At 67.0% G+C, this 22,894-nt stretch carries 13 protein-coding genes and 5 pseudogenes; 12 read left to right on the top strand and 6 right to left on the bottom strand.

The features are described 5' to 3' along the window. The first annotated feature begins 16 nt into the window (after positions 1-16). On the top strand, positions 17-1,531 hold the full coding sequence (locus C7T91_RS24670) for an oligosaccharide flippase family protein (protein ID WP_161556094.1): 1,515 nt from the start codon (positions 17-19) through the stop codon (positions 1,529-1,531). Positions 1,532-1,571: 40 nt separating this feature from the next. Here the strand turns inward: C7T91_RS24670 and C7T91_RS24675 are convergent, their stop codons facing one another. Both C7T91_RS24675 and C7T91_RS24680 read right to left on the bottom strand, forming a co-directional pair. Next, positions 1,572-2,840, bottom strand: a complete 1,269-nt coding sequence (locus tag C7T91_RS24675; RefSeq protein WP_108262101.1) for a nucleotide sugar dehydrogenase — start codon at positions 2,838-2,840, stop codon at positions 1,572-1,574. A 79-nt stretch (positions 2,841-2,919) separates the two neighbouring features. After that, positions 2,920-4,068 (bottom strand): acyltransferase family protein, encoded by a 1,149-nt coding sequence (locus C7T91_RS24680; protein WP_161556095.1) that lies wholly within the window; start codon positions 4,066-4,068, stop codon positions 2,920-2,922. Between the two features lie 386 nt (positions 4,069-4,454). On the opposite strand from C7T91_RS24680, the pseudogene C7T91_RS24685 reads away from it, so the two are divergent. Next, a pseudogene (locus C7T91_RS24685) lies at positions 4,455-4,700 on the top strand (IS5/IS1182 family transposase); the annotation flags it as partial. 20 nt (positions 4,701-4,720) lie between these two features. On the opposite strand, the gene C7T91_RS33915 reads toward C7T91_RS24685, so the two are convergent. Continuing rightward, complete coding sequence (locus C7T91_RS33915; protein WP_201742248.1) at positions 4,721-5,173, bottom strand: hypothetical protein; 453 nt, start codon at positions 5,171-5,173, stop codon at positions 4,721-4,723. Positions 5,174-5,300: 127 nt separating this feature from the next. Between C7T91_RS33915 and C7T91_RS40000 the strand changes: the two are divergent. After that, a pseudogene (locus C7T91_RS40000) lies at positions 5,301-5,395 on the top strand (IS5/IS1182 family transposase); the annotation flags it as partial. A gap of 87 nt (positions 5,396-5,482) precedes the next feature. Beyond that, positions 5,483-5,668 (top strand): annotated as a pseudogene (locus C7T91_RS40005) (IS5/IS1182 family transposase); the annotation flags it as partial. A 228-nt stretch (positions 5,669-5,896) separates the two neighbouring features. Here C7T91_RS40005 and C7T91_RS24695 read toward each other — a convergent pair. Beyond that, positions 5,897-6,403: an amidase family protein gene (locus C7T91_RS24695; protein ID WP_108262106.1), complete on the bottom strand. Its 507-nt coding sequence runs from the start codon at positions 6,401-6,403 to the stop codon at positions 5,897-5,899. A gap of 138 nt (positions 6,404-6,541) precedes the next feature. On the opposite strand from C7T91_RS24695, the pseudogene C7T91_RS33920 reads away from it, so the two are divergent. The 6 genes and pseudogenes from C7T91_RS33920 to C7T91_RS24725 all read left to right on the top strand — a co-directional run. Beyond that, positions 6,542-6,896: pseudogene (locus tag C7T91_RS33920) on the top strand (hypothetical protein); the annotation flags it as partial. 626 nt (positions 6,897-7,522) lie between these two features. Beyond that, positions 7,523-8,932 carry a M10 family metallopeptidase gene (locus C7T91_RS24705; protein WP_108262108.1) on the top strand — a complete coding sequence of 470 codons (1,410 nt, stop codon included), beginning with the start codon at positions 7,523-7,525 and terminating at the stop codon, positions 8,930-8,932. Then, the gene (locus C7T91_RS33925; protein ID WP_201742249.1) at positions 8,874-9,086 is read left to right on the top strand and encodes a DUF4175 family protein; all 213 of its coding nucleotides are present in this window, start codon (positions 8,874-8,876) and stop codon (positions 9,084-9,086) included. The genes C7T91_RS24705 and C7T91_RS33925 overlap by 59 nt, the downstream gene beginning before the upstream one ends. 709 nt (positions 9,087-9,795) lie before the next feature. Continuing rightward, entirely contained in the window at positions 9,796-18,519 is an 8,724-nt protein-coding gene (locus C7T91_RS24715; RefSeq protein WP_108262110.1) for an Ig-like domain-containing protein, read from the top strand. Between the two features lie 36 nt (positions 18,520-18,555). Beyond that, the gene (locus tag C7T91_RS24720; RefSeq protein ID WP_108262112.1) at positions 18,556-19,128 is read left to right on the top strand and encodes a hypothetical protein; all 573 of its coding nucleotides are present in this window, start codon (positions 18,556-18,558) and stop codon (positions 19,126-19,128) included. Positions 19,129-19,245: 117 nt separating this feature from the next. Then, complete coding sequence (locus tag C7T91_RS24725) at positions 19,246-19,974, top strand: FadR/GntR family transcriptional regulator (RefSeq protein ID WP_236638489.1); 729 nt, start codon at positions 19,246-19,248, stop codon at positions 19,972-19,974. Between the two features lie 3 nt (positions 19,975-19,977). Here the strand turns inward: C7T91_RS24725 and kdgD are convergent, their stop codons facing one another. Then, the gene (gene kdgD, locus C7T91_RS24730) at positions 19,978-20,898 is read right to left on the bottom strand and encodes a 5-dehydro-4-deoxyglucarate dehydratase (RefSeq protein WP_108262244.1); all 921 of its coding nucleotides are present in this window, start codon (positions 20,896-20,898) and stop codon (positions 19,978-19,980) included. A 37-nt stretch (positions 20,899-20,935) separates the two neighbouring features. After that, positions 20,936-21,253 (bottom strand): hypothetical protein, encoded by a 318-nt coding sequence (locus C7T91_RS24735; RefSeq protein WP_108262117.1) that lies wholly within the window; start codon positions 21,251-21,253, stop codon positions 20,936-20,938. Between the two features lie 157 nt (positions 21,254-21,410). Here C7T91_RS24735 and lptF point away from each other — a divergent pair, with 157 nt between their 5' ends. Both lptF and C7T91_RS40010 read left to right on the top strand, forming a co-directional pair. Then, positions 21,411-22,511: an LPS export ABC transporter permease LptF gene (lptF, locus tag C7T91_RS24740; RefSeq protein WP_236638490.1), complete on the top strand. Its 1,101-nt coding sequence runs from the start codon at positions 21,411-21,413 to the stop codon at positions 22,509-22,511. Continuing rightward, positions 22,508-22,873, top strand: a pseudogene (locus C7T91_RS40010) (LptF/LptG family permease); the annotation flags it as partial. The gene lptF and the pseudogene C7T91_RS40010, both read left to right, overlap by 4 nt. Positions 22,874-22,894 lie beyond the last annotated feature (21 nt).

Raw genomic sequence — 22,894 nt, forward strand, 5'->3', positions numbered from 1 at the left:
ATTGGAGAAACCTGACTTGGCCTTCGTTCCCCCGCACGCCGATCCCCGCGACAAGCTGTTCGAACTCGAACTCGAACACCGCGATCTGGGCCGCAAGGCTGGCGGCGCTTCGATCTACGTGCTGTTCATGGCCTTCCTCAAGGCTGCCCAGCAGCTGGGCAGCATCGCCATCATCGCCCGGCTGGTGCCGCCTGAGGATTTCGCCGTCTTTGCGTTGGCGATGCCCGGCGTGGTGCTGGCGACGGTGCTGTCGAATTTCGGCCTGCCCGAGGCAATCATCCAGAAGAAGGTGATCAGCCATGCCCAGGTCAGCGCACTGTTCTGGTCGAATGCGGCGGTCGGGCTGCTGGCATCGCTCGGCCTTGCCGCCTTGTCGGTGCCTGCGGCGGGCTGGTTCAACGAGCCGCGGGTGACGCCGATCTTCCAGGCGATCGCGGCCAGCGTGCTGCTCTCGGCACTGGCCGGGCAGTATGTCGCCATCATGCGCCGCACGCTGAAGATCCGCGTCACCGAACGGGCCACCTTGACGGCCGAACTGGGCGCCACGGCGGTTGCCATCGCCACGGCGCTGATGGGCTGGAGCTACTGGGCGCCGGTGCTGCAGCAGATCGCAATCCCGGTCTTCACCCTGATCCTGCTGATGATCGCCACCCGCTGGCTGCCCTCGGGGCCGCTGCGGTCCGATTTCGGCGACATCCGCTCGGCCTTGTCCTTCGGCGGCTACGTGGCGGGCAGCTCGATCCTGACGCGGATGTCGCAATATATCGGCTCCACCATCACCGGCATCCTGCTGGGGCCGACGCCGACCGCGCTCTACTACCGTGCCACCAACCTCGCCATGCTGCCGCAGCGGCGGGTGATGGTGCCGCTTTCCTCGGTCTTCGGCCCCACCCTCGCCCGGCTGCAGGACGACCCCGAGGCCCTGACCGCCATGTTCGGGCGCCTGGTCAGCCGGGCGGATCTGCTCCTCAACCCGATCGCGGTCGGCATCGCCTGCGGCGCGCCCTGGATCGTGGCGCTGATGTTGGGGCCGGACTGGACCGACGTGACGCCGCTGCTGTTCTGGTCGAGCCTCTTCACCCTGGGCGCAGGGCTGCGCAACGGGCTGCAATACCTGTTTTTCGCCTGCGGCCAGAGCCGCCCGTTCTTCTGGGTGTCGGTGCTGCGCTTCGCCGTCGTGGCACTGTCCCTGTGGCTGATGGCCCCCTACGGCATCGAGGCGATGATTGCGGCCTACATGCTGACGGAACTTTTCGTGATCCTGCCTGCGCTGGTCTTCGCCGCGGACCGGACAACCCCGGTGTCATGGCGGGCGGTGGCGGGCTTCGCCTGGTTCGACTTTGCCTTCGCCGCCGCTCTGGGCGCGCTTCTTCTGGCCGTCGTGGTGCCCCGGATCGAAGGCTGGAGCGCTGTCCCCGCGCTGGCGCTCCTGGGCGGGCTGATCGGGGCGGCCTATCTGGCCAAGGTGCTGCTGACGCCGGAGCTGCGCGGCGAAATGCTCCGCCTGGTCCGGCGGGCCGCGGCGCGCTGAGCTGCATGGCCGCCCCTCCCCTGAGGAAGGGGCGGCTGCCTCAGAGCGCGCCGAGATCCCGAATTTCGGTGCCCTCGGGCAGCGTCAGATCTCTCACCGTCGCATTCGCTGCGATGACCCGGGCATGGCCGCCCCCCTCGGCAGTGGCCTTGTCCACGAGGAGCGTTTCGATCATCGGCAGCTGGCTGTAGGCATAGCCGAGATTGGTTCCGACGAGCTTCGCCGCATCGATGGCCGGGTCGTAGATTTCCAGGTCGAACCCGGCCTGGAGCATCTTTCGGGCCAGATCGACATTGGGGCTTTCGCGCAAGTCGTCGGTATGGGCCTTGAAGGCCAGCCCCGCCAGCAGGACCTTGGCACCGGGCGCAAGCCCCTCCACGGCGTGTTCGTAGATCCGGTACTTGTGGGCTTCGTTGCTGCGGATCAGGTTCTCCACCAGCGGCATCGAGGTGCCGCTGTCATGGCCGATATACTGCAGCGCCCGCACGTCCTTGGGCAGGCAGGACCCGCCGAAGGCCCCTCCCGGACGGGTATAGTAGTCCGAAATGTTCAGCTTCGTGTCGGACTTGAAGATCTCGTGCACCTTGGAAGCCTCGATGCCGAGATTGAGGCAGACCCGGCCGATCTCGTTGGCATAGGCGACCTTCAGCGCATGCCATGAGTTGTCGACGAATTTGGTGAACTCTGCCTCGCGGTAGCCCACGTAGAAGACCGGGGCGGCAATGTTGGCGTTCAGCTCGTCCAGAACCTGGTTGGGCAAGCCGCCCTTCGTGCCGATGACGATCTTCGGAGGATCGAAATAATCCTTCACGGCCGAGGATTCCCGCAGGAATTCGGGATTGTAGACCAGATCGGCCAGCTTGTCCGTCTCTTCGCCCAAAGCGCTCCGGAAAATCGGAAGGACCAGCTCTTCGATCGATCCGGGCCGCATGGTCGAACGGTAGGCAACCACCAACGGGCGGCTGCGCCGGGTGCCCTTGAGAGCGGTTGCGATCTGCCGCGACACATCTGCGACGAAGCCCATGTTGTGCGACCCGTCCGCGGCCGAAGGCGTACCCACGCAGACGATTGCCAGATCGGCCTCGTCCAGATGACCGCAAATGGCGGTATCGGCAGAGATCAGGCCCTTTTCCAGTCCCGAGGCGAGCATCTCCTGGACGCCCGGTTCAATGATCGGCGCATGCCCCTCCAGGATGGATTTCACCTTCTTCTTGCTCACGTCGATTCCGACGACCGAATGCCCTTCGCTCGAAATGCAACAGGCCGCGGTGAAACCTACATATCCCAAGCCGACAATGACAATTTTCATAGTCCGACATTAACCTCAACTTGCTTTTCCGCGCCGTCGCGCAGCTATACCGGGGCATCCCTTAGTATTTAGTATGCCGTCATATAGCGCCCGCCTTTAACATGACCTCCGGAACAGGCAAAGCAGCTAACTGTTGCCGTATGTTAGGAGGCAACAGGGGCGCATTTGACGGCCAGCGCTTCACCGGGCGCTCGAACAAATGATAAACAGCCATGGCATATCCCAGACAGAGGGCTCCGGTTGCCAGGGCCATCGCAATGGGCGGCAAGCCCTCCAGTCCGACCGTCTGCCACCAGACCTCCACATTCGCCAGAAGCACGGTATGGATCAGGTAGATCGAGTAGGAATAGAAGCCCAGCCACCGCATCCAGCCCCAGTTGAGAGGGCGGAAAAGCGGCAGCTGCGGCTGGCTCACCGCGTAGTGGAACACCGGCATCAGCGCCAGCCCCTGCAAGCTGTAGCGGAAGGTCTCGCGGAAGAACGTCCCGCCCAGCCCGAAACATGCAAGCAGCACCGCGGCCCCGCCCAGCAGCCAGAGCAGCCGTCCCGCTCCTCCTTCGGGGAAGATCTTCCGCGAGAGGCCCCGGGCATTCATCATCGCGAGCATGGCCCCGTAGAGAATGGAATCGAAGCGCGTGTCGGTGGACATGTAGATCGTGTTTGCCTCGGTGCCGAACACCCCAATGCGCAGGATCCGCCACAGCAGCAGCCCGGCCAAGATCCCCGCCATATGACCAAGGGTCAGCCTTCTCCTGAGGAAGAGCAGGAACAGGGCCGGGAAAATCAGGTAGAAATGCTCTTCCACCGCAAGGGACCACAACACGTTGAGCCCGCGCGCGCCCTCGTTCCAGTCCGGTACCAGCACCTGGTAGTAATTGTAGAAATAGAAGAGCTGACTCGCCATCGCCCCCGGCACGAGCTCGCCGATGAAGACGCCTGCAGCGACCAGCCCGTAGGTCAGGGCCAGTGTCGCCAGAAGCGGCGGGCTCAGCCGCAGCAGGCGGCGGATGTAAAAGGCCTTGAGATCGATGCTGCCGGCCTTCTCCGCTTCGCGGAAGAACAGCGTGGTGATCAGGAAGCCCGACAGGAAGAAGAACACCGTCACGCCGAAGCCGCCGGGCAGCGGCAGGCCGATATGGGCATGGGCGAAGAACACGATGGCAATCGACACCGCACGCAGTCCGTCAAGCGACGGGATCGTGGCATGGTTGTGAAGTTTCAGGGCCATGACGGGACTCTCGGCTTGGGTTCGAGCGCGGCAATGCCGAGGGCAAGTCGCCGGAATGGCGTCGCCCGCGCGCAGGGATCGCAGATGGGACGGAATCTGCCCAACCAGGCCACAGCGGACCATGCGTCACGGCGCCCGGCCCCTCATGCAGATGCCGTAATGAGGGGCCGGGCACGAATCATTACCGTTTTTTCTTTTTTTATTAATCAGCTCTGAAAGGGGGTCTGACTTCGGCAACGGGGCCGTCTCCGTCAAGTGTTTTCGGCCAAGCGACCTGGTCCGCCAGAGCGGTGTTTCGGTAGATCAGGTTGCCATCCGTCCTTGGAGCGCGGGCCCGCTGCTGGGGTCCCCGGGGTGCATGCCTGTTCACACCTTCTGCGCTTGGCCCGGCTGCCAAGGCACGGAATGAAACCCTGCGCGCCACGCGTCACTACGGTCGAGCCTTCCGGAAGCGGTGGACCGGATACCAGGCCCGCAGCCGCGTGGAAGCCAAGATGCGATGTCTGAAGGCTTTCGGTGAGCACATCGCCGCGAGGGATCCCGACCGCCAAACCGCCGAAATCCACATCCAGGTCGCCCTTGTCAATCGCTTCAACGCGCTCGGCACTGCCGAGGTCGTACGCGTGGCTTGAGACTGAACGGGGAGGGGAACTCACACCTCAGGCTCCCCTTCTGCAACAACGCCCCACTGCGACAGCGGGCCAGCTTGGAGCCCGATCGCCTCGACGGGCCCGGTCAGGTCCCGCAGGAAGGAGATGAGCGCCTCGGGCTCGCTGTCTATCTGCTCCCGCTTCACGACCTGCCCAAGGTCGTCGAGCACGCAGACTGCGGAACTGGCGAACGAAACGTCGATGCCGATATAGGTCTTCATGCCGTCCTGCTCTGCGATGTGGACGCGCCAGCCTATTCGGTCCTGACCGCCCATGACGATATCTTGGAAAAATACCGCCCGGCATCCCGGGGTCACAAAGACCAGCCCCGGCGTGTCCGGTAGGCTGCCGCCGGCGAGGCCAGATCCGGCGTCACCTTGCGCCAGAAATCCGGCATCACCGGGCGGGTACTGAGGCACCAGCACCTCGGACACTATCGGAAAGGCGGAACGCACGCGGGTGTTTCCTGAATGAGGAGGATCAGCCGACGGTCCGGGGGAGTCCGGTCCGATCCGCGCAAGCGGCAAATCCTCCGGGGAAGATTTTAGGGCCGGAAGGGCGGAGCCTTGCCTGATGCATGGCATCCAGTTCCGCCTGATGGCGAAGGTCCTGTTCGGCCTGCCGCTCCTGAAACGACCGGAATGGTCTCCGGCACCCTCGAGATGGCAGGGCTGGACTGACCGGTCCCCGACTTTTCCACGCTAAGCCGGCGCCGAAGCGAGACGGGACCATGGCCCCAGCGGAGCCGCGAAAGCCCGATGAATGAATGGCCGACCCGGAAACTTGGTACCCGGCGCGAGCACCGCAAGCTCCATCCGGCGATTAACTCGGCGACCGGCGGCATCCGGGCGGCGGAATTCACGGGAAGCGGCGATGGCGACAGTCCTGTCATGCCCGAACTCCTCGACAGGATCCCGCATGGCGAGGAGATCGGCACCGCAACGGACGAGTTGCCAGCGGATGCGCCGTCACCCATCGGGCGCGGACCGATGGCGCAGCGATGGGCAACTCGGAACACTGCTGGCGGCGCCTCCGACACCCGCAGGTGCCACTTCGGAGTTCCTGGCGCCCGGGCCGCGTTCGCCTGATGGGGTTGATGGCTCCTGCTCCATCGGCGTCGCCATGCGCCATGGTGCAGATGTCATCGTCTGCTGCGAGAGGAGCCATCCGCATGAAGGTCACGACAGTCGGCCTGGATCTGGCCAGGAATGTCTTTCAGGTGAAGGTCCGGCTGCGGATTCCGGAGCATCCGGTCGCTCGTTCCACGGGCTGCGCGACAGGTCCCAGGGATTGCGCGCAGGCCCGTGGAAGGCGCCCTCGGCAGTGAAGCTCAGCGCCAGTTCCGGCGTGTTGGTCCGCCCCATCGGCACGAAGCCAGCCGCGCGCAGCCGCGCGCCGAGCGTGCTGTCGGCCGGGCTGACCACATCGGCATGGAGCCGCGAGCCGGAACTGACCGGGGCGTCCTTCACCGCGACGCCGATATTCTTCAGCAGCAGCGGCACCCCGGCAAAGGCGCCGTCCAGGGCCGCAGGCATTTGCGGCGGGAACGCGTGCACCACCGCGTTCAGCGACGGGTTCAGCGCGCGGATCCGCGCCTGCGCCTCCGTCACGAAATGATCGGGCTTCACCCGGCCCCTGCGCACCGCTTCCGCCATTTCCAGGGCGGTCATCGCCTCGTAATCCATGTCCGTCATCCTTGATCTGTGCTGTCTGCGGCGGCTGCGAGAAACCGCAGCGCCGCGATGTCCCGGCCTGCCGCCGCGCCTGCCAGCGCGCCGCGGCGTCCCGCCAGTGAAAGGGTCGCGCGGCCGAGCACCCGGACCGGTGGCGCGGCCCGCTCATGGCGCAAGCTCAACCTCGGCATAGACGAACAAACATTGGAAATCCGGGCCATCGAGGTCACCTCGGGCAATGTCGGCGATGTCGAGCCGGCGAGCGCCACCGGTCCAGGCGAACCGGCGAGGGATGCTGCCTGAGCTCCTGAAGCAGATCGGCCCGGATCAGGACATCGCGACGGTCACTGCCGAGTTGCCAGCGGATGCGCCGTCGCCCATCGGGCTCGAACCGGTGGCGCCACGATGGGCAACTTCGAGCACCGCTGGCGACGCCTGCGACACGCGCGCCTGCCACGACGCCGTCGCTGCCCGCGATGCCGCGGCGTTCAGCCTTCCGCCCCGAGGAGGGCGCGGCGAAGCAGTTCGGGAACGCGTCCCGCGGTCTCCGGGCCCTGATCCGATGGCTGGGCAAGGCACCGCACGCATCGCGGCAAGGGTCCGCGGCCGCCGGACGGTCTCCATATCCAAACCCGTATCCGCCGCGGCTGCGCGCGCCGCCCGGCCCCGAACCGCCGAACCGCCGAACCGCCGAACCGCCGAACCGCCGAAGCCGACACCGTCCGTTCCGGAAATGGCAAACGCGGAGTTTACCCTGACGCCGGTTTTTTCGCTGCCCGGCGGTCTGCATTGCCGGGCCGTCGCTCCAAGCCCTCGGACGGAGAGCAGGACAGCGCCTTTCCGCGCCACATTCCGTGGAAAAAAGGCAGCTCCGCGGCATTCCGGAGATGCGGGAATCGGGAAATCCGGCGGAAATGGGGCAGCATTCGGGCAGGGTAAAACCACCCCTCGCGGCCCCTTCGGCAAAACACCAGAAAGCTGTTAAACACCAGCACTTTGCAAATTGGAAACACCATCCCGTTGGTTAAGTCCGGCGGTTTTCCTAGCTTGCCGGACAGAGAGATCGGGGCCGGATTTGCGGGCCAGCCAGACAATCCGGCAAAACCGGGCCTGCAAGCGGAGTTTCCTGTCATGTGCGATATCTGCAGCTCGGTGCGCGTCGTGTCCAACGATTGCAGTTTCGAGGGAACCGTGTCCGCCGAAAGCGCCGGAACCGGCGGCAGCACCACGATTTCCGCAGCCCTGCCGGCCTATTCGCCGGAACAGGTCGCCGATTACCTCGAAAGCGGCTACTGGCAGGACAACGGCACCTCGGACCACCATTTCGACGTCTCCGCCGGCGGCACGCTGAAAGTGAAGCTCTCGGGGCTCAACACCAAGTACAAGGCCTTTGCCCGCGACGCGCTGAAGGCCTGGAGCGAAGTCTCGGGCATCACCTTCACCGAGACCACCAATAGCGGCGCGGCACAGATCATCATGGATGACTCGGTCGCGGGCAGCGCCTATGCCTCGGGCAGCTGGGATGCCAACGGCATCGTCACCCAGATGAGCATCAATATCGGTGCCGACTGGGACGACATGTGCGGCGACGCCTATACCTACCAGACCTTCCTGCACGAGATCGGCCATTCTCTGGGGCTCGGCCATGCCGGGCGCTACAACGGCTCCGCGCAGCTGTCGGACCGCGTCTTCGCCAATGACAGCTGGCAGACGACGGTCATGTCGTATTTTGACCAGACCCAGAACCCCGATGTCGATGCGGATCTGGCCTATGCCTCGACGCTGATGGCAGCCGACATCATCGCGATCCGCAACATCTACGGCGCCAATGTCACGGTGAATGTCGGCGACTCGACCTATGGCGCGAACACCAACGTGACCGGCACGCTGTCGCAGCTGTCGGCCAAGCTCGCCTCGGGCTGGGCGGCGACGATCTACGACACCGAAGGCCGCGACACGCTGGATTTCAGCGGCTTCGCCCAGGCGGCGAAGGTCATCATGCAGCGCGGCGGCGTCTCCGATATCGGCGGGGTGAAGGGCAACCTTGTCATCGACACCTTCTCGGACATCGAAAACACGGTCACCGGCGCGGGCAATGACACCGTGACCGGCAACGCGCTCGACAACATGATCAGCACCGGCGCGGGCAATGACGCGCTCTACGGCGGCGACGGCAACGACACGCTCGACGGCGGCGCGGGCGACGACACGATCGACGGCGGCGCGGGCGAGGACACCGTCTGGCTCGACCTGACCGCGGGCAGCACCGGCAATGACCGCGTGCTGAACTTTTCGCTGGGCGACCTGGTCGAGGCCTATACCGGCGGCACCGATCCGGCCGCCTGCTTCGCCGGATACCGCCAGGTCGGCGCCGACCTGTTCCTCGACTTCCTGACCACCGGCGGCCTGGCGGCCTCGGTCTGCCTGGCGGGGACCACCTGGTCGGCCGATGCGCTGAGCTTCGGCGCCGACCGCATCCTCTATGCCGGCACCGCGGCGCCCGCCGGGCCGCGATCCGCTGGGCCGCCTGTCGGGCGATGACGGCAATCCGCAGACCTCGCGCGGGCTCCTGCCCGAGGACACGCCGGCCGGGCGCGCGCGCGACCTGCAGGACGAGATCCGCCGCCGCTCCACCGAACAGGAACGCCCTGAAACCGAACGCGACTATCTCAACCGCCTGCTCGACCGGTTCTGACCGGTCCGGCGGGTGCCGCCGTGACCGTCTTTCCCGTGCCGAAGCGTGCGTCAGCGCGATCGTTTCGGCACGCGGGACCGGGAATGCGCTTGCCTTCGAGACCTGCGTGCGGCGGTCACGGGGGCGCGGCGGGATACGGGCGGCATGCCGTTGGATGATGCCCGGCCTTTTTCCCGGCCGCGGCGATCTGAATGTCGCGGAACGCTTGTGCCGAGTGGGCTGCGACAGCCGGACAGCCCTGCGGGAGGCAAGGGAAATACCGTGCTTTGGCTCTTGAGATCTTCGGTTGGTCATCCGCAATCCGCTGTGGCCGGGGCCGGTCTTCTCCCGGCCTCGGGGCGCCGCTGCCGGGCGGATTGCGGGCGGCAGGCCTGTGCGGGACGGAGGCGTGACTGGAATGCGGTGCTTTTCCCTGCGCGCCAGCCGTCCATCGTCTTTGCCTGAAACCGGGTGCTGCTTGCACGGCATCGGCATGGAAGCGCAGATCGAGGCGTGCCCGAACATCGGGGAGCCATGCGGGCGGCCGGTTCGCGACGGGACTCCGTGGGGGCGCAGCTTCGCGCCGGAGCGCCGGTTGCGGCCTCCTCCCGCCGTATGGGGCAGGGAGGTTGCCGGTGCCCGATCCTCGGGGCCGACATCCGGCCGGGCAGCGGCATGGGCTGCTGGGGGGCATGGATGAGGGCGCCGTCTGCGGGCCGCGCGGGTCGGCGTGCCCTATGACCTGCCGGGCGGCGGGCGGGTGACGCTGACGGCGGCGGGAAGCCTGAGCTTCGACACCGACGGCGATTTCGATCTGGCCGCGGGGGCCACGCAGGATGTCACCTTCAGCTATGTGCTGCGCGATGGCGGCGGCCTTGACAGCACCGCGACGGTGACCATCACCGTGACCGGAAACGGCGCGGCGCCGGCGGCCACCGACGACACGGTGGCAACGGACGAGGACACGGCGGTCCAGGCCAACCTGGTCCAGGGTCTGGGCGGCGCGGCCGCCGACAGCGATCCGGACGGCGATCCGCTGCATGTCTCGGCGGTGAACGGCGCGGCGGCGGATGTCGGCGTGCAGGTCACGCTGCCTTCGGGGGCGCTGCTGACCGTGCTGACCGGCGGGGCGATGTTCTACGATCCGAACGGCGCCTTCGAGCATCTGGGCGAGGGTGACACCGGCAGAGACAGCTTCGATTACGAGGTCTCGGACGGGGCGGGCGGCACGGACACCGCCACGGTCACGCTGGAGATCGCGGGTGCCAACGATGCGCCCGTGGCGCGGGACGACCGGGTGCAGACCGGCGAGGACACGGTCCTGGGCGGCGACGTGACGGCCGATAACGGCAACGGCGCGGACAGCGATGCGGATGGCGATGCGCTCCGGGTGATCCGGGTCAACGGCGCGGGTTTCGTGCCGGGCACGCCGCTGCTGCTGGCCTCGGGCGCGCTGCTGACGATGAACGCGGACGGCACCTTCTCCTACGATCCGAACGGCGCCTTCGAGGCGCTGAAATCGACCGAGAGCGCCTCGGACCTGTTCGGCTATACGGTCGAGGACCCGTCGGGCGCGGTGTCGACCGCGATCCTGCGGATCACCGTGCAGGGCGCGAACGATGCGCCGGATGCGGCGGACGACACCGGGGCGGCCTTCGAGAACACGCTGGCCACCGGCAATGTGCTCGGCAACGACACCGACCCGGACGGCGATCTCCTGACGGTGTCGTCGGTCGGGGGGCAGGCGGTCGGCGCGCCCGTGGCTCTGGCCTCCGGCGCGCTGGTCACGGTCAATGCCGATGGCAGCTACAGCTACGACCCGAACGGCGCCTTCGACGCGCTGGCTCCGGGGGAGGAAGCGACCGACAGCTTCGCCTACACCGCTTCCGACGGGGCGGCGGGCGACGGCGCCACGGTGGTGATCACCATCACCGGCAAGGGCGTCGACCCGGTTGCCACCGACAATGCCTATGCGACCGACGAGGAAACCGCCGTTGTCGGCAATGTTTTGGCCGACGATACCGGGGCGGGCGTCGACAGCGACGCGGATGGCGAGGCGCTGGCGGTCACCCATGTGGAGGGCAGGCCGATCGCCGACGGGCCGGTGACGCTGGTCTCGGGCGCGGTGGTGTCGATGAACCCGGACGGGACGTTCTCCTACGATCCCGCGGGCGCGCTCGACGGCATCCGCGCGGGCGGCACGCGGCTCGACACGTTCACCTATGCCGTGGCCGATCCCTTCGGCGGCACGGACACCGCGGGGGTCTTCGTCACCGTCTCGGGCGTCAACGACGATCCCGCGCCGCGCGACGACGCGTTCGAGACCTTCGAGACGGCGGTGCTGGAGGGCGGGGTGCTCGGCAACGATGCCGATATCGACGGCGACGCGCTGGAAGTCAGCGGGGTCAACGGCGCGGCCTTCACTCCGGGCGCGGCGATCGAGCTGCCCTCGGGCGCGCTGCTGGCGATGAACGCCGACGGCACGTTCTCCTACGATCCGAACGGCGCCTTCGACGCGCTGGTCTTCGGCCAGACCGCGACGGACAGCTTCGCCTACACGGTCGATGACGGCAATGGCGGCATGGCCGAGGCCACGGCCGGGATCACGGTGGAGAGCACCGACGGCGCGCCGAACCTGGTGGCGACGGCGGGCGCCTTCGCGGGCGGACGGAGCTCGCAATGGCTGTCGGTCAGCTACCGGGTCGACAACGAGGGCGGCGCCACGGCGGCCGGGAAGAACTGGGTCGACCGGCTCTACCTGTCCACCGACCAGGTGCTGGACGAGGACGACATCTTCCTGCGCGAACTGAGCTTCTCGGGCCAGCTCGACACCGGCGAATGGTACGGGAAGACCGCGACGGTGAAGATGCCGGGCGTGCCGGGAGACTATTACCTGCTGGTCGATGTGGATGCGAAGAACGCGCAGATCGAGACCGGCGAGGCCGACAATGTCGGCGCCAGCCGCGATCCGGGCACGCTGCTCGCGGCCTATACGTCGACGCTGACGGCGGTCTCGATCTCCGACCCGACGCTCGGCGTGACCGAGGCGGTGACCGGGCAGAGTTTCCTCTTGCGCGGGCAGGCGGTGGATTTCGTCACCAACGAAGGCGAGCCCTATGCGGTGGTCAAGATCGTCGCGGAAATCGGCGGCTTCGCCCGCACCGCGACGGTGCTGACCGATGTCGACGGCTACTGGTCGGCGAGCTTCTCGACCCTGCCGGGCGAGGCGGGGCTGCTGAGCCTGACCGCGCGCCATCCCGATGACCCGACCGAGGCGCCGATCCCCGACGACACGGTCATGGTCTACGGCATGGGCTTCGAGCGGGCCGACAATTTCCGCACGCTCGAGGTGATCGAGGGGACGGCCGGGACCTTCTCCTTCACGCTGGAGAATTTCGGCGAGTTCGACCTTTCGGGGCTCGAGGCCGAGCTTCTCGATCTGCCCGCCGCCTGGAGCGGCGCGGTCTCGCTCGGGACGGAGCTCGGCGGCGACGGCAGCATCGAGCTGGAGCTGACCGTCGACGTGCCCGGGGGCACGCCGCTGGCCTTCGACGACATGCAGGTGCGGGTCACCTCGGACGAGGGCGCCTCGGCGCTCCTCGATGTCCGCATCGACCCGGTGGTGTCGCTCGCCGATATCGAGATCGTCCAAGCGACGGTCCGGGCCTTCGCGATCCGCGAGGACCAGACCTTCGTCAGCTTCGACGTGGTCAATAACGGCTCGACCGTCTCGAACGCGATCAGCGTCGACATCCCGGCGCTCGACTGGATCGGCTTCGTCTCGCCCGAGATCCTCGATCCGCTGATGCCCGGCGAGAGCGCGACGGTGACGCTTGTGCTGTCGCCCGATGCCGAAGATCCGCTGGGCCGCTTCGCGGGCTCGATCGGCGTGGCCGAGGATGGCGGCGACATCGACACGGTGGGCTTCGAGTTCTTCACCGTCTCCGATGCGCTCGGCACGCTCGACATCACCCTGACCGACGAGCTCTACTATTTCGCCGAGGGCGAACCTCTGGTTCAGGACGGCAAGGTCACGGTGCGCAATGCCTCGACCGGCGAGATCGTGTTCCAGAGCGACGATGTCGATGGCAGCGTGACCATCGAGGACATCCCCGAGGGCACCTACACGGTCCGCGTGCAGGCCAAGGATCACGACCTCTTCCAGGCCAATGTCAAGGTGGAGCCGGGCCAGGCCAACGAGGTCGAGGCCTTCATGTCCCGCCAGACGGTCAAGTACTACTGGTCGGTCGAGGAGATCGAGATCGAGGACCGCTACGAGGTGACCATCGAGGCGGATTTCGAGACCGACGTGCCGGTCCCGGTGGTGGTGCTCGATCCGCCGGTGCTGGATTTCGCGCCCCTCGACGATATCGGCGACACCCAGACCTTCGAGCTGACGGTGACGAACCACGGGCTGATCGGCGTGAACGATCTGGCGCTGCAGCTCGGCAGCCATCCGTTCTTCGAGATCAGCACGCCCTTCGACAGCCTCGACTTCCTCGATGCGAAGTCCTCGGTCACCATTCCGGTGAAGGTGACGCGGATCGACGATTTCGACACGGCCACGGCGCCCTTGGGGGCCGAGGCCTTCTCGCTGGCCTCGGTGGCGGCTGCGACCGCTGAAACCATCCCCTGCTCCTGGAGCGGGACGCTGACCTATGAGTTCCCCTGCGGCGACAACGATGTCGAGAAGTCGATCTCGCTGAGCGGCTCCAACGTGCCGGGCAATTGCGGCCAGGGCGGCTCGGGCGGCTTCGGTTTCGGCGGGGGCGGCGGCGGCGGAGGAGGCGGCGGCTTCGGGGGCGGCGGCGGGGGCGGCGGCTCCAGCTATTCCTCCTCGGTGCCGATGATCTCCGAGCAGAAGCTCTGCGACTTGCTGAAGGTGATCTTCGACTGCGAGGATCTCGTTCCGCAGGGCCCGCTGATGGGCGGGATCATGGACGGGCTGGAATATCTTGCCACGGGCAATGCCGAGGGCTGGGTCGAGACCGTCCAGGATGTCTTCAACTTCTTCGACGATCCCGTCGGCACGCTCGAAGACAAGATCGCCGGCCAGAACCCGTTCTCGGGCTTCGCGGGCGCGAGCGCGATGATGCTGGTCTCGGGCACCAAGGAGACCTCGGACCCCGTGCCGCTGGCCGAGGTGTCCGGCACTCGCGAAAGCTCGGGAGATGCAGGCGAGCTCCTGCATCTGCACGGCGCGGAGGCAACGTCTCTGGCGGCGTCCACAGGCGGAAAGAAGGTCACCGCAGGCGGCATCGCCGGCGCGCTCGGCACCGCGTCGAGCGTCGGGGCCTGCGTTTCGGCGGTGGGCAACTTCATCGAGAACGAAACCGTCAAGGATGTCGGCGACACGATCAAGGACGTGGCCGACAAGTCGAAGCCGGTCTTCGATTTCCTGTCGAAATTCGAGGGCGGCGGCGACAGCCCCTCGGCCTCGGGCGCGCTCTTTGCCGGGGCGGCCGTGCAGCTCGCCGCCGATGGCGAACCTTTCGATCCGGCCACTGTGCAGCGCGTCGTCGATGCGCTTGCGGCCTTCGAGGCCGTCGCCGCCGGGGCGGAGACATCGGGCGACGTGGTGGCGCTGGAACCGGAAGTCGACGAGGTGATCGACGCGCTTCGCGACCTGAAGATCGCGCTCGAGGCCCATCCCGAGGAAGACCCGCCCGAGGCGCTGTTCGACGCGATCGACGGGCTGCGCGACAGTTTCGAGGCGCTGGAGACCCGGATCGACACGATCCAGCCCCATCTGGGCGAGCTCGGCATCGCCCGGGCGGCCATCGCCGAAATCCAGGATTTCTGGGGGGCGGTCTTCGGCGACCAGATCTGGCTCGACAATATCGACGATGTCGACACGGTGGCCTTCCTCGACGAGGTCAGCCGCCTGTCCAAGCTCAACACCGCCATCGGCGGGCGGCTGACCGCCGACAACATCGCCGCCCTCATGGCCATGCCCCTTGCCGAAGGCCTGCAGGGCGCGGCTGCGCAGGAATTCCTCGATCGCTGGAACCGCTCGCTCGACAATTACGAGGCCGGCATCTTCGGAACGGACGATCCCGGTGCCGGCAGCCTGCCCTTCATCGCCTTCGACAAGATCGACCTGGCGCGGCAGGCCCTGTCCGCACGCTGGGAAGAGGCCTGGGATGCGGGCTACGACTCGATCTCCGACTACGTCAACGCGCTGATCACCTCGGTCGAGACCGGGCTGAACCAGGAGACCGAAGGCTCGGTTTGCGCCACGGTGCGGATGCAGATCAGCCAGGAGGTCGTGCTGACGCGGCAGGCCTTCGAGGCCAAGCTGGAGATCGTCAACGAGACCGCCAACGAGCTGACCGACATCTATGTCACGGTGTTCATCCGCGACGAGACCGGCGCGCTGGTGGCGCAGAACACCTTCGGCGTGACCGATCCCGAACTCGAGGGCCTGACCGCAGTCGACGGCACCGGGGTGATCGCGGCGAATTCCTCGGGCTCCGCATCCTTCACGCTGATCCCCTCGCGGCTGGCCGCCGCCGAGGAGGAGACGACCTACTACGTCACCGGGCAGCTGTCCTATTCGGAGCAGGGCGAGACCCTGACCTTCCCGCTCCGCGAGGAGGAGATCACCGTGCGCCCGCAGGCCGAGCTCGAGCTCGACTACTACCTGCAGCGCAACGTCTACGGCGACAATCCCTTCACCGAGGAAGTCGAGCCGTCCGACCCCTTCGCGCTCGGCCTCATGGTCACCAACAACGGCGCGGGCGAGGCCAACAACCTGACCATCACCTCGGCCCAGCCCAAGATCATCGAGAACGAGAAGGGCCTGCTGATCGATTTCGAGATCATCGGATCGAGCGTCAACGGCGAGGATTTCTCGCCCAGCCTGCTCGCCGATTTCGGTGACGTGGCGGCGGGCGGCCGCGAGGTGGCGACCTGGTTCATGCAGTCCTCGCTCGAAGGCAAGTTCGTCGATTACGAGGTCAGCTTCAAACATCTGAACTCGCTCGGGATCGAGGAACTCAGCCTGATCACCGAAACCCGCATCCACGAGCTGGTGCAGGTGGTGAAATCCGACCTGACGGGCGATGACGGCCTGACCGATTTCCTGATCAACAGCGACTGGGAACAGGACCCGGCAGGCATCCCCGACCAGCTCCACACCACCGATGGCGGCATCTACGACGTCGCCCAGGCGGTGCGCGAGGAGATCTCCGGCACGGTCTCGGGCGGCAGCCTGTCGGTCATCCTCTCGGCCGACATGGATGCCGGCTGGAACTATGCGTCCGTGCTCGATCCGGGCCGCGGCAACTACCGCGTGGAGTCGATCACCCGCAACAGCGACGGCAAGGACATCCTGCTCGAAAACTTCTGGCAGACCGACCGCACCTTCCCGGCGAACGGCACGCCGATCCGCGAGGACGTGCTGCATCTCCTCGACCATGTCGCGGAGGAGGGCGTGCAGACCTACACTGTGGTCTATGCGCCGAACAACCTCCTGCCGGTCGCCGCGGCGGATTTCGCCACGACGCTGGAGGACACCTCGGTCAGGATCGCCGTGCTCGACAATGACAGCGATCCCGAAGGCCAGGCGCTGTCGGTAGCGACGATCTCGCAGCCCGTGAACGGCACGGTCACTCTGGGGACCGGCGGGGTGCTGACCTATATCCCCGACCTGAACTTCTCCGGCACCGACACGTTCAGCTATTTCGTCTCGGACGGGCAGGACACGGCCGAGGGCCGGGTCACCGTCACGGTCGAGGAGGATGAAGACCCCGACAGCTCGGTGCGCATCGACGTGACGCTGGCCGAGCCCGCGGGCGCGGCGCCGGTCTCGCCGGAGATTTCGGCCGGAGAAGGCAATTCGGGCGAGAAGGACGTCTGGTTCACCGTCAGCCGGATCGGCGACCTGACCGGGCCGGTCACGGTCGACCTGGCGGCCGGCGGCACGCTTGCGGCGGCAGATCTCACCGGCAGCATTCCCGCCTCGGTCACGCTGGCAGCGGGCCAGTCCAAGGCCTCCTTCCGCGTCAAGCTGAAGGGCGACTACGCGGTCGAGGAGGACGAGACGCTCACGGCAACGATCACAGGCACCGACCGTCCCGACGTGACGATCGAACCGGACGGCAATGCGGCCGTCTTCACGGCGCTCAACGACGATGTTGCGGGGGTGGTGAAGGTCTTCGCCTCGCTCTCGCAGCCCGCCGCGACGCCCTCGGGCGCCCCGGAGGATACCAGCGCGGCGGAAGGCGATGACGGCACGACGCCGGTCTGGTTCACGGTGCTGCGCGAAGGCAATCTGGCGGGCGCCGTCACGGTCTCGCTCGCCCGCTTCGGCAGCGCGACCAGCGCAGACGTGACGGGGACGGTCCCGGCCTCGGTGACGCTGGCGGACGGCCAGGCCTTCACCTGGTTCCGGCTCGACGTGAAGGGCGACGTGGCGGCGGAACCCGACGACACGCTGGGCGTGCGGATCACCGGCACGAACCGGGTGGATCTGGTGCCCTTCTCCGATCCCGACGTGCAGCATGTCATCCTCAATGACGAGGAAACCAACCAGCGGCCTTCCGCCGTGGACGACACGTTCAGCATGCGCCCGGGCGGGACGCTGGCGATCGCGGCGCCGGGGGTCCTGGCCAATGACAGCGATGCCGACGGCGATGCGCTGCAGGTGGTGAGCTTCGTCCAGGCCTCGAACGGGACGGTGACGATGCGCGCCGATGGCGGCTTCGACTACGAGCCGGATCCGGGCTTCGTCGGGACCGACACGTTCAGCTACACGATGACCGACGGCTTCGCCTACAGCCAGGCGACGGTGTCGGTGGCGGTGGAGAACGCGGCGCCCGAGTTCCTCTCTGCCAGCGCCTTCGCGGTCGGAGAGAACACGGTATTCGTGGGCAGGCTCGAAGCAACCGATCCGGACGATCCCGACGGCGAGATCGTCTTCGCGATTTCCGGCGGCGCGGATGCCGCGCTCTTCGCGCTCGATCCGCTGACCGACGAGCTGGTCTTCCGCGAGGCGCCCGACTGGGAGACTCCGCAGGATGCCGGCGGCGACAATGTTCATGACCTCCGGGTCTCGGCGACAAGCAACGGCGAAACCGTGTATGCCGACCTGCAGATCACCGTGGAGAACGTCTTCGAGCGGGACACCGTCCAGACCGGCGGCGGCGGCACCGATGTGCTGATCGGCGGAGAAACCGAGGACGAGATCTCCACCGGCGGCGGCTTCGGGGATGTCGCGATCGGCGGCGGCGGCATGGATGTCTTCATCTTCGAGAACGCCGCCGACGGCCGGACCCAGATGGCGACGATTTCGGATTACCAACCCGGGGTCGACGCCATCGACCTGCAGGGAACGGCGGTCGACTTCCACTTCAGCTGGAACGGCTCGACCTATCTCTACATGAACGGAAGCGATTATGACGGGCTCACGGTGAACGGAGCCCCTAGCCTCGCGGACATCACCTTCATATAATATGAGAACTTAATTCGAAGTGGAGTGAGAATTGACATGATTTCGATGAAGAAGGTTCTGGCCGCCTGCCTGATGGCTGCCATGCCGCTGTTTTCGGCGGGCAGCAGCCAGGCCGCGACGCTCAATGACGTAACGGCGGTGCCGAGCCCGTCGGGGACCTCCGCGGCCATTGGCTTCACCGTCACGGATGGTTTGCTGAACGCTTTCCTCGGGCCGACAGTTGCAGGTCCGGGCACGAATTTCGGAATTCTCCAAAGCAGCGGCGTCGGCGGAACGCCTAGCCATGCAACCGGACTGGTCTTCGGGCTGGGCGGCGGCGTGCTGTTGGCCGGGGATTACGAAGACAGTGCGGTCATCGGGCCGGGAACCATCCAGGCGCTGTTCCTGAAGACCGGGGGCAGTCTCGCCGCGGATTACGGCGGCGACTACCTGCTTCTGACGCTGACGGCGGGCGTCGGTCCGATCGCGCTGTTCGGGACCAACGTCTATGCAGGGACGGCGACCTTGACCGGCGCCGTTCTCGATGCGGCAGTGCCGCTGCCGGCGGGGGGGCTGCTGCTTGGCTCGGCTCTGGTTCTGGCCGCGCTGCGCCGCCGCCAGGCGAGCTGAGCTCCGGAAACGTTGCAAAGGCGCCGCCCTCCGCGCGGGGGCGGCCCCAGGGCATTGACCGCGCTGCAAATTCAGCCTGTATTATGGGTCTGAAACAGATTGCAGACGGAAATGCCCGTGACCGCCGAAAAGTCAGACAACCCAGCTCCCCGAGGCAAGGAAAGCCTTGTCGCACAGCTTTGCGCCAGCCTGCGTGCGCTGATCGAGAGCGGGCAGTACAAGCCCGGCGACCGCCTGCCCAGCGAAGCCCAGCTGACCCGCGATCACGGGGTCAGCCGCACGGTGGTGCGCGAGGCCGTGGCCACGCTGCGCGCCGACGGGCTGGTGCAGCCGCGCCAGGGGGCGGGCATCTTCGTGACCGAACCGGCCGAGGACCCGGCGCCGTTCTCGCCGCTGGAGCTGGACATGACGAGCCTGCCGGCGGTGATGGAACTCCTGGAGCTGCGCACCGCGATCGAGGTCGAGGCGGCGGGGCTGGCTGCGATGCGGCGCAGCCCCTCGCAGGAAGCGCAGATCCTCGACCGGCTGCGCGAGGTGAAGGCGGCGGGCGGAACGGACGGGTCGGCCGAGGCAGATCTGGCGCTCCACCGGGCGATTGCCGAAGCCACGAACAATCCGCGCTTCTGCCAGATGCTGACGCTGCTGGGCGCGGCGGCCATTCCGCGCCGGTCGCTGGGCAAGGCGGCCGAGGTGCCTGCCGATTACATCGGGAAAATCAATGCCGAGCACGAGGCGATCGTCAACGCGATCCTCGACGGCGACGAGGAGGCTGCCCGGACCGCGATGCGCAGCCATCTCAAGGGCAGCCTCCGGCGCTACCGCGCCCTGCAGAGGCAGGGCGCCTGAGCCTCAGGCCGCAGCCAGCAGCCCCTCCTGCGCGTCGATCAGCGCCTGCAGCATCGCCTCCTCCTCGGCGGTCAGGTCGTCGAGCGGCGCGCGGACCGGACCGGCCTCGAAGCCCACCAGCCGGACGCCGGCCTTGATCGCCGAGACGGCATAGCCCTTGCGGCGCGCGCGCAGCTCCATGAACGGATAGAAGAAATCCTTCAGGATGGTCTCGCAGGTGGCGCGGTCGCCGGCCCGCAGCGCCGTGTAGAACCGGTTTGCCAGCGCCGGGACGAAGTTGAACACTGCCGAGGAATAGGTGGTGAAGCCCGCGCCCAGATAGGCCTCGGCAAAGAGCTCCGCAGTCGGCATGCCGCCCAGATAGGTCAGCCGGTCGCCCATTTTCGCGGTGATCTGGCGCACCAGGCCGATATCGCCGGTGCCGTCCTTGAAGCCGATCAGGTTCGGGCAGTCGTCGCAGAGCCGCGCCAGCGTGTCGGCCTGCAGCACGGCGTTGTCGCGGTTGTAGACCATGACGCCGAACTCGACCGACTGGCAGACTGCCTTGATGTGGCGGTAGAGACCTTCCTGCGGTGCGTCGATCAGGTAATGCGGCAGCAGCAGGATGCCGTCGGCGCCGGTCTTCTCCACCGACTGGGCGATTTCGACGGCCATTTCCGTGCCGTAGCCGCAGCCCGAGACGATCGCGGTCTTGCCGGAGCTTTCCTTGGCGGCGGCGACGATCCCGGGGATTTCGCGCGGCGCGAGCGAGAAGAACTCGCCGGTGCCGCCCGCGGCGAAGAGCACGGGCGCGTCGAAGCCGGCCAGCCAGTCGACATGGCGGCGGTAGCTTTCCGCCTGGAAGCGGTTTTCCGCATCAAAATGGGTGACGGGGAAGGACAGCAGGCCGGAGCCGAGCGCTGTCTTCAGCTCTTGGGGTGAAATGGTCATGTGTGGGTCCTCCGGATCGGTTTAGGCGATGTCATCGGGCAGTATGCTGCCGGGGATGTTCTGGAAGCACCTCGTCGATGCGCGGCTTGCGCCCGAGCTTGACCACCTGCACGGCATCCGCCGCCATCCCGGAGGGGAAGCCCATCTCCAGCGCCTCGCCCATGCCGAGCGCCGCGAAGGCCGGGCTGGAGGCCGCGCGGTCGAGCGCGCCCTTGGTCAGCCTGTTGACCCGGCGCCCCAGCTGGTCCAGACGGCCATCGGCGGTCACGAAGGTCACGACCCGCCCCTCGAAAGTGGCCAGAAGTTCCAGGTCGGGCTCGCGGAAATGGATGCTTGCAGGTGTGGTCATCGAAGGTCCTCGGTCTGTCAGGCGGACCCTAGCCCGGCCCGGAAGGATTGGCCAGTTAGGAGTTTTCCCCTCCGGGGCAATCCTATAGGGTGCGGACAAAACGGAGAAACGAGGGCAGTGCATGGGAAGGTTTGACAGATACCTGCTGTCACAGCTCATGCTCGTTTTCGGCTTCTTCGCGCTCGTGCTGGTCGGCGTCTACTGGATCAACCGCGCGGTCATCCTGATCGACCAGTTCATGGGGGCGGGCAGTTCGGGCCTGCTGGTGCTGGAACTGACGCTGCTGACCCTGCCGACGCTGGTCAAGCTGGTGCTGCCGATCGCCGCCTTCCTCGCCGTGATCCAGGTCTGCAACCGGCTCTATTCGGACAGCGAGCTCGTGGTCGTGCAGGCCACCGGCTTTTCCGGCTTCCGCCTGGCGCGGCCGGTGCTGGCCTTCGGCTGCATCGCCGGGCTCCTGATCGGCATTCTCGCGCATGTGCTGGTGCCCGCCTCGATGGCGCGGCTCAACGACAAGGAGGCCGCGCTGGCCGATGCCGCCTCGTCGCGGCTGCTGGTGCCCGGCAGCTTCCAGCACCCGGTCAGCGGCGTGACGATCTACGTGCGCGAAATCGATGCCGACGGGGTGATCCGCGGCCTGATGATCTCGGACCGCCGCGAGGCCGGGCGCGCGGTCACCTATACCGCCGAGCAGGCGCTGTTCCTGCGCGACGACACCGGACCGAAGCTGGTCATGCTCGACGGCATGGCGCAGAGCCTCGATCTCGACACCGAGCGGCTGGCCATCACCCGCTTCGAGGATTTCACCTTCTCTGTCGGCAACATGGTCGGCGAGGCCTCGCAGCGCAGGCTTGATCCCCGCCAGGTCTCCACGCCGCAGCTGCTGGCCGCCTCCGAGGCGCTGCAGGAGCGCACCCGCCGCGACACGGCCTGGCTGCGCCGCGAGGCGCATCTGCGCTTCGCCGAGAGCACGCTGACCCCGGCACTCTGCGTGATGGGCTTCTCGGCGCTGCTTCTGGGCACGTTCAGCCGGTTCGGCCTGTGGCGGCAGATCGTGCTCGCCGTGCTGCTGGTCGTGGTGGTGAAGGTCTTCGACAATGCCGCCGCCGACATCGCCCGCGACAGTCCCGCCGCCTGGCCTGCGATCTATGCGCCGACCGGGCTGGCCGGAGCGATTTCGATGCTGCTGCTGTGGCTCGGCGGCGGGCGGCTGCACGCGATGCGCCTGGCGCTGAGACGGCGGAGGCACGGCGCATGATCCTGCATCTCTACTTCGCGCGGAAATACCTGACGATCTTCACGATCATCCTGTCGGGCTTCACCGTGTTCATCTGGCTCGTCGACCTCCTCGAGCATGTCCGGCGCTACGATGCGGGCGAGCTGGGCTTCCTGCATCTGAGCTATCTCGCGGCGCTGCACCTGCCCGAAGTGCTCTACCAGGTGCTGACGCTGGTGGTGCTGCTGAGCACGGTGACCATGTTCATCACGCTGGCGCGCACCTCGGAGCTGGTCGTGACCCGCGCCACCGGGCGGTCGGCGCTCAGGAGCCTGATCTCGCCCGCGGCCACCGCCTTCGTGCTGGGCTGCCTGGTGGTGGCGCTGGCCAATCCGCTGGTCGCGGTCTCCTCCAAGGCCTACGAA

Source organism: Mangrovicoccus ximenensis (genome assembly GCF_003056725.1).
In the GTDB taxonomy this organism is placed as follows: Bacteria; Pseudomonadota; Alphaproteobacteria; order Rhodobacterales; family Rhodobacteraceae; genus Mangrovicoccus; species Mangrovicoccus ximenensis.

Excerpts from the sequence above, each read along its gene's own strand:
- C7T91_RS24675 (WP_108262101.1), bottom strand. The coding sequence starts at position 2,840 with ATGAAAATTGTCATTGTCGGCTTGGGATATGTAGGTTTCACCGCGGCC.
- C7T91_RS24680 (WP_161556095.1), bottom strand. The coding sequence starts at position 4,068 with ATGGCCCTGAAACTTCACAACCATGCCACGATCCCGTCGCTTGACGGA.
- C7T91_RS24695 (WP_108262106.1), bottom strand. The coding sequence starts at position 6,403 with ATGGATTACGAGGCGATGACCGCCCTGGAAATGGCGGAAGCGGTGCGC.
- C7T91_RS24705 (WP_108262108.1), top strand. The coding sequence starts at position 7,523 with ATGTGCGATATCTGCAGCTCGGTGCGCGTCGTGTCCAACGATTGCAGT.
- C7T91_RS33925 (WP_201742249.1), top strand. The coding sequence starts at position 8,874 with ATGCCGGCACCGCGGCGCCCGCCGGGCCGCGATCCGCTGGGCCGCCTG.
- C7T91_RS24720 (WP_108262112.1), top strand. The coding sequence starts at position 18,556 with ATGATTTCGATGAAGAAGGTTCTGGCCGCCTGCCTGATGGCTGCCATG.
- C7T91_RS24735 (WP_108262117.1), bottom strand. The coding sequence starts at position 21,253 with ATGACCACACCTGCAAGCATCCATTTCCGCGAGCCCGACCTGGAACTT.
- lptF (WP_236638490.1), top strand. The coding sequence starts at position 21,411 with ATGCTCGTTTTCGGCTTCTTCGCGCTCGTGCTGGTCGGCGTCTACTGG.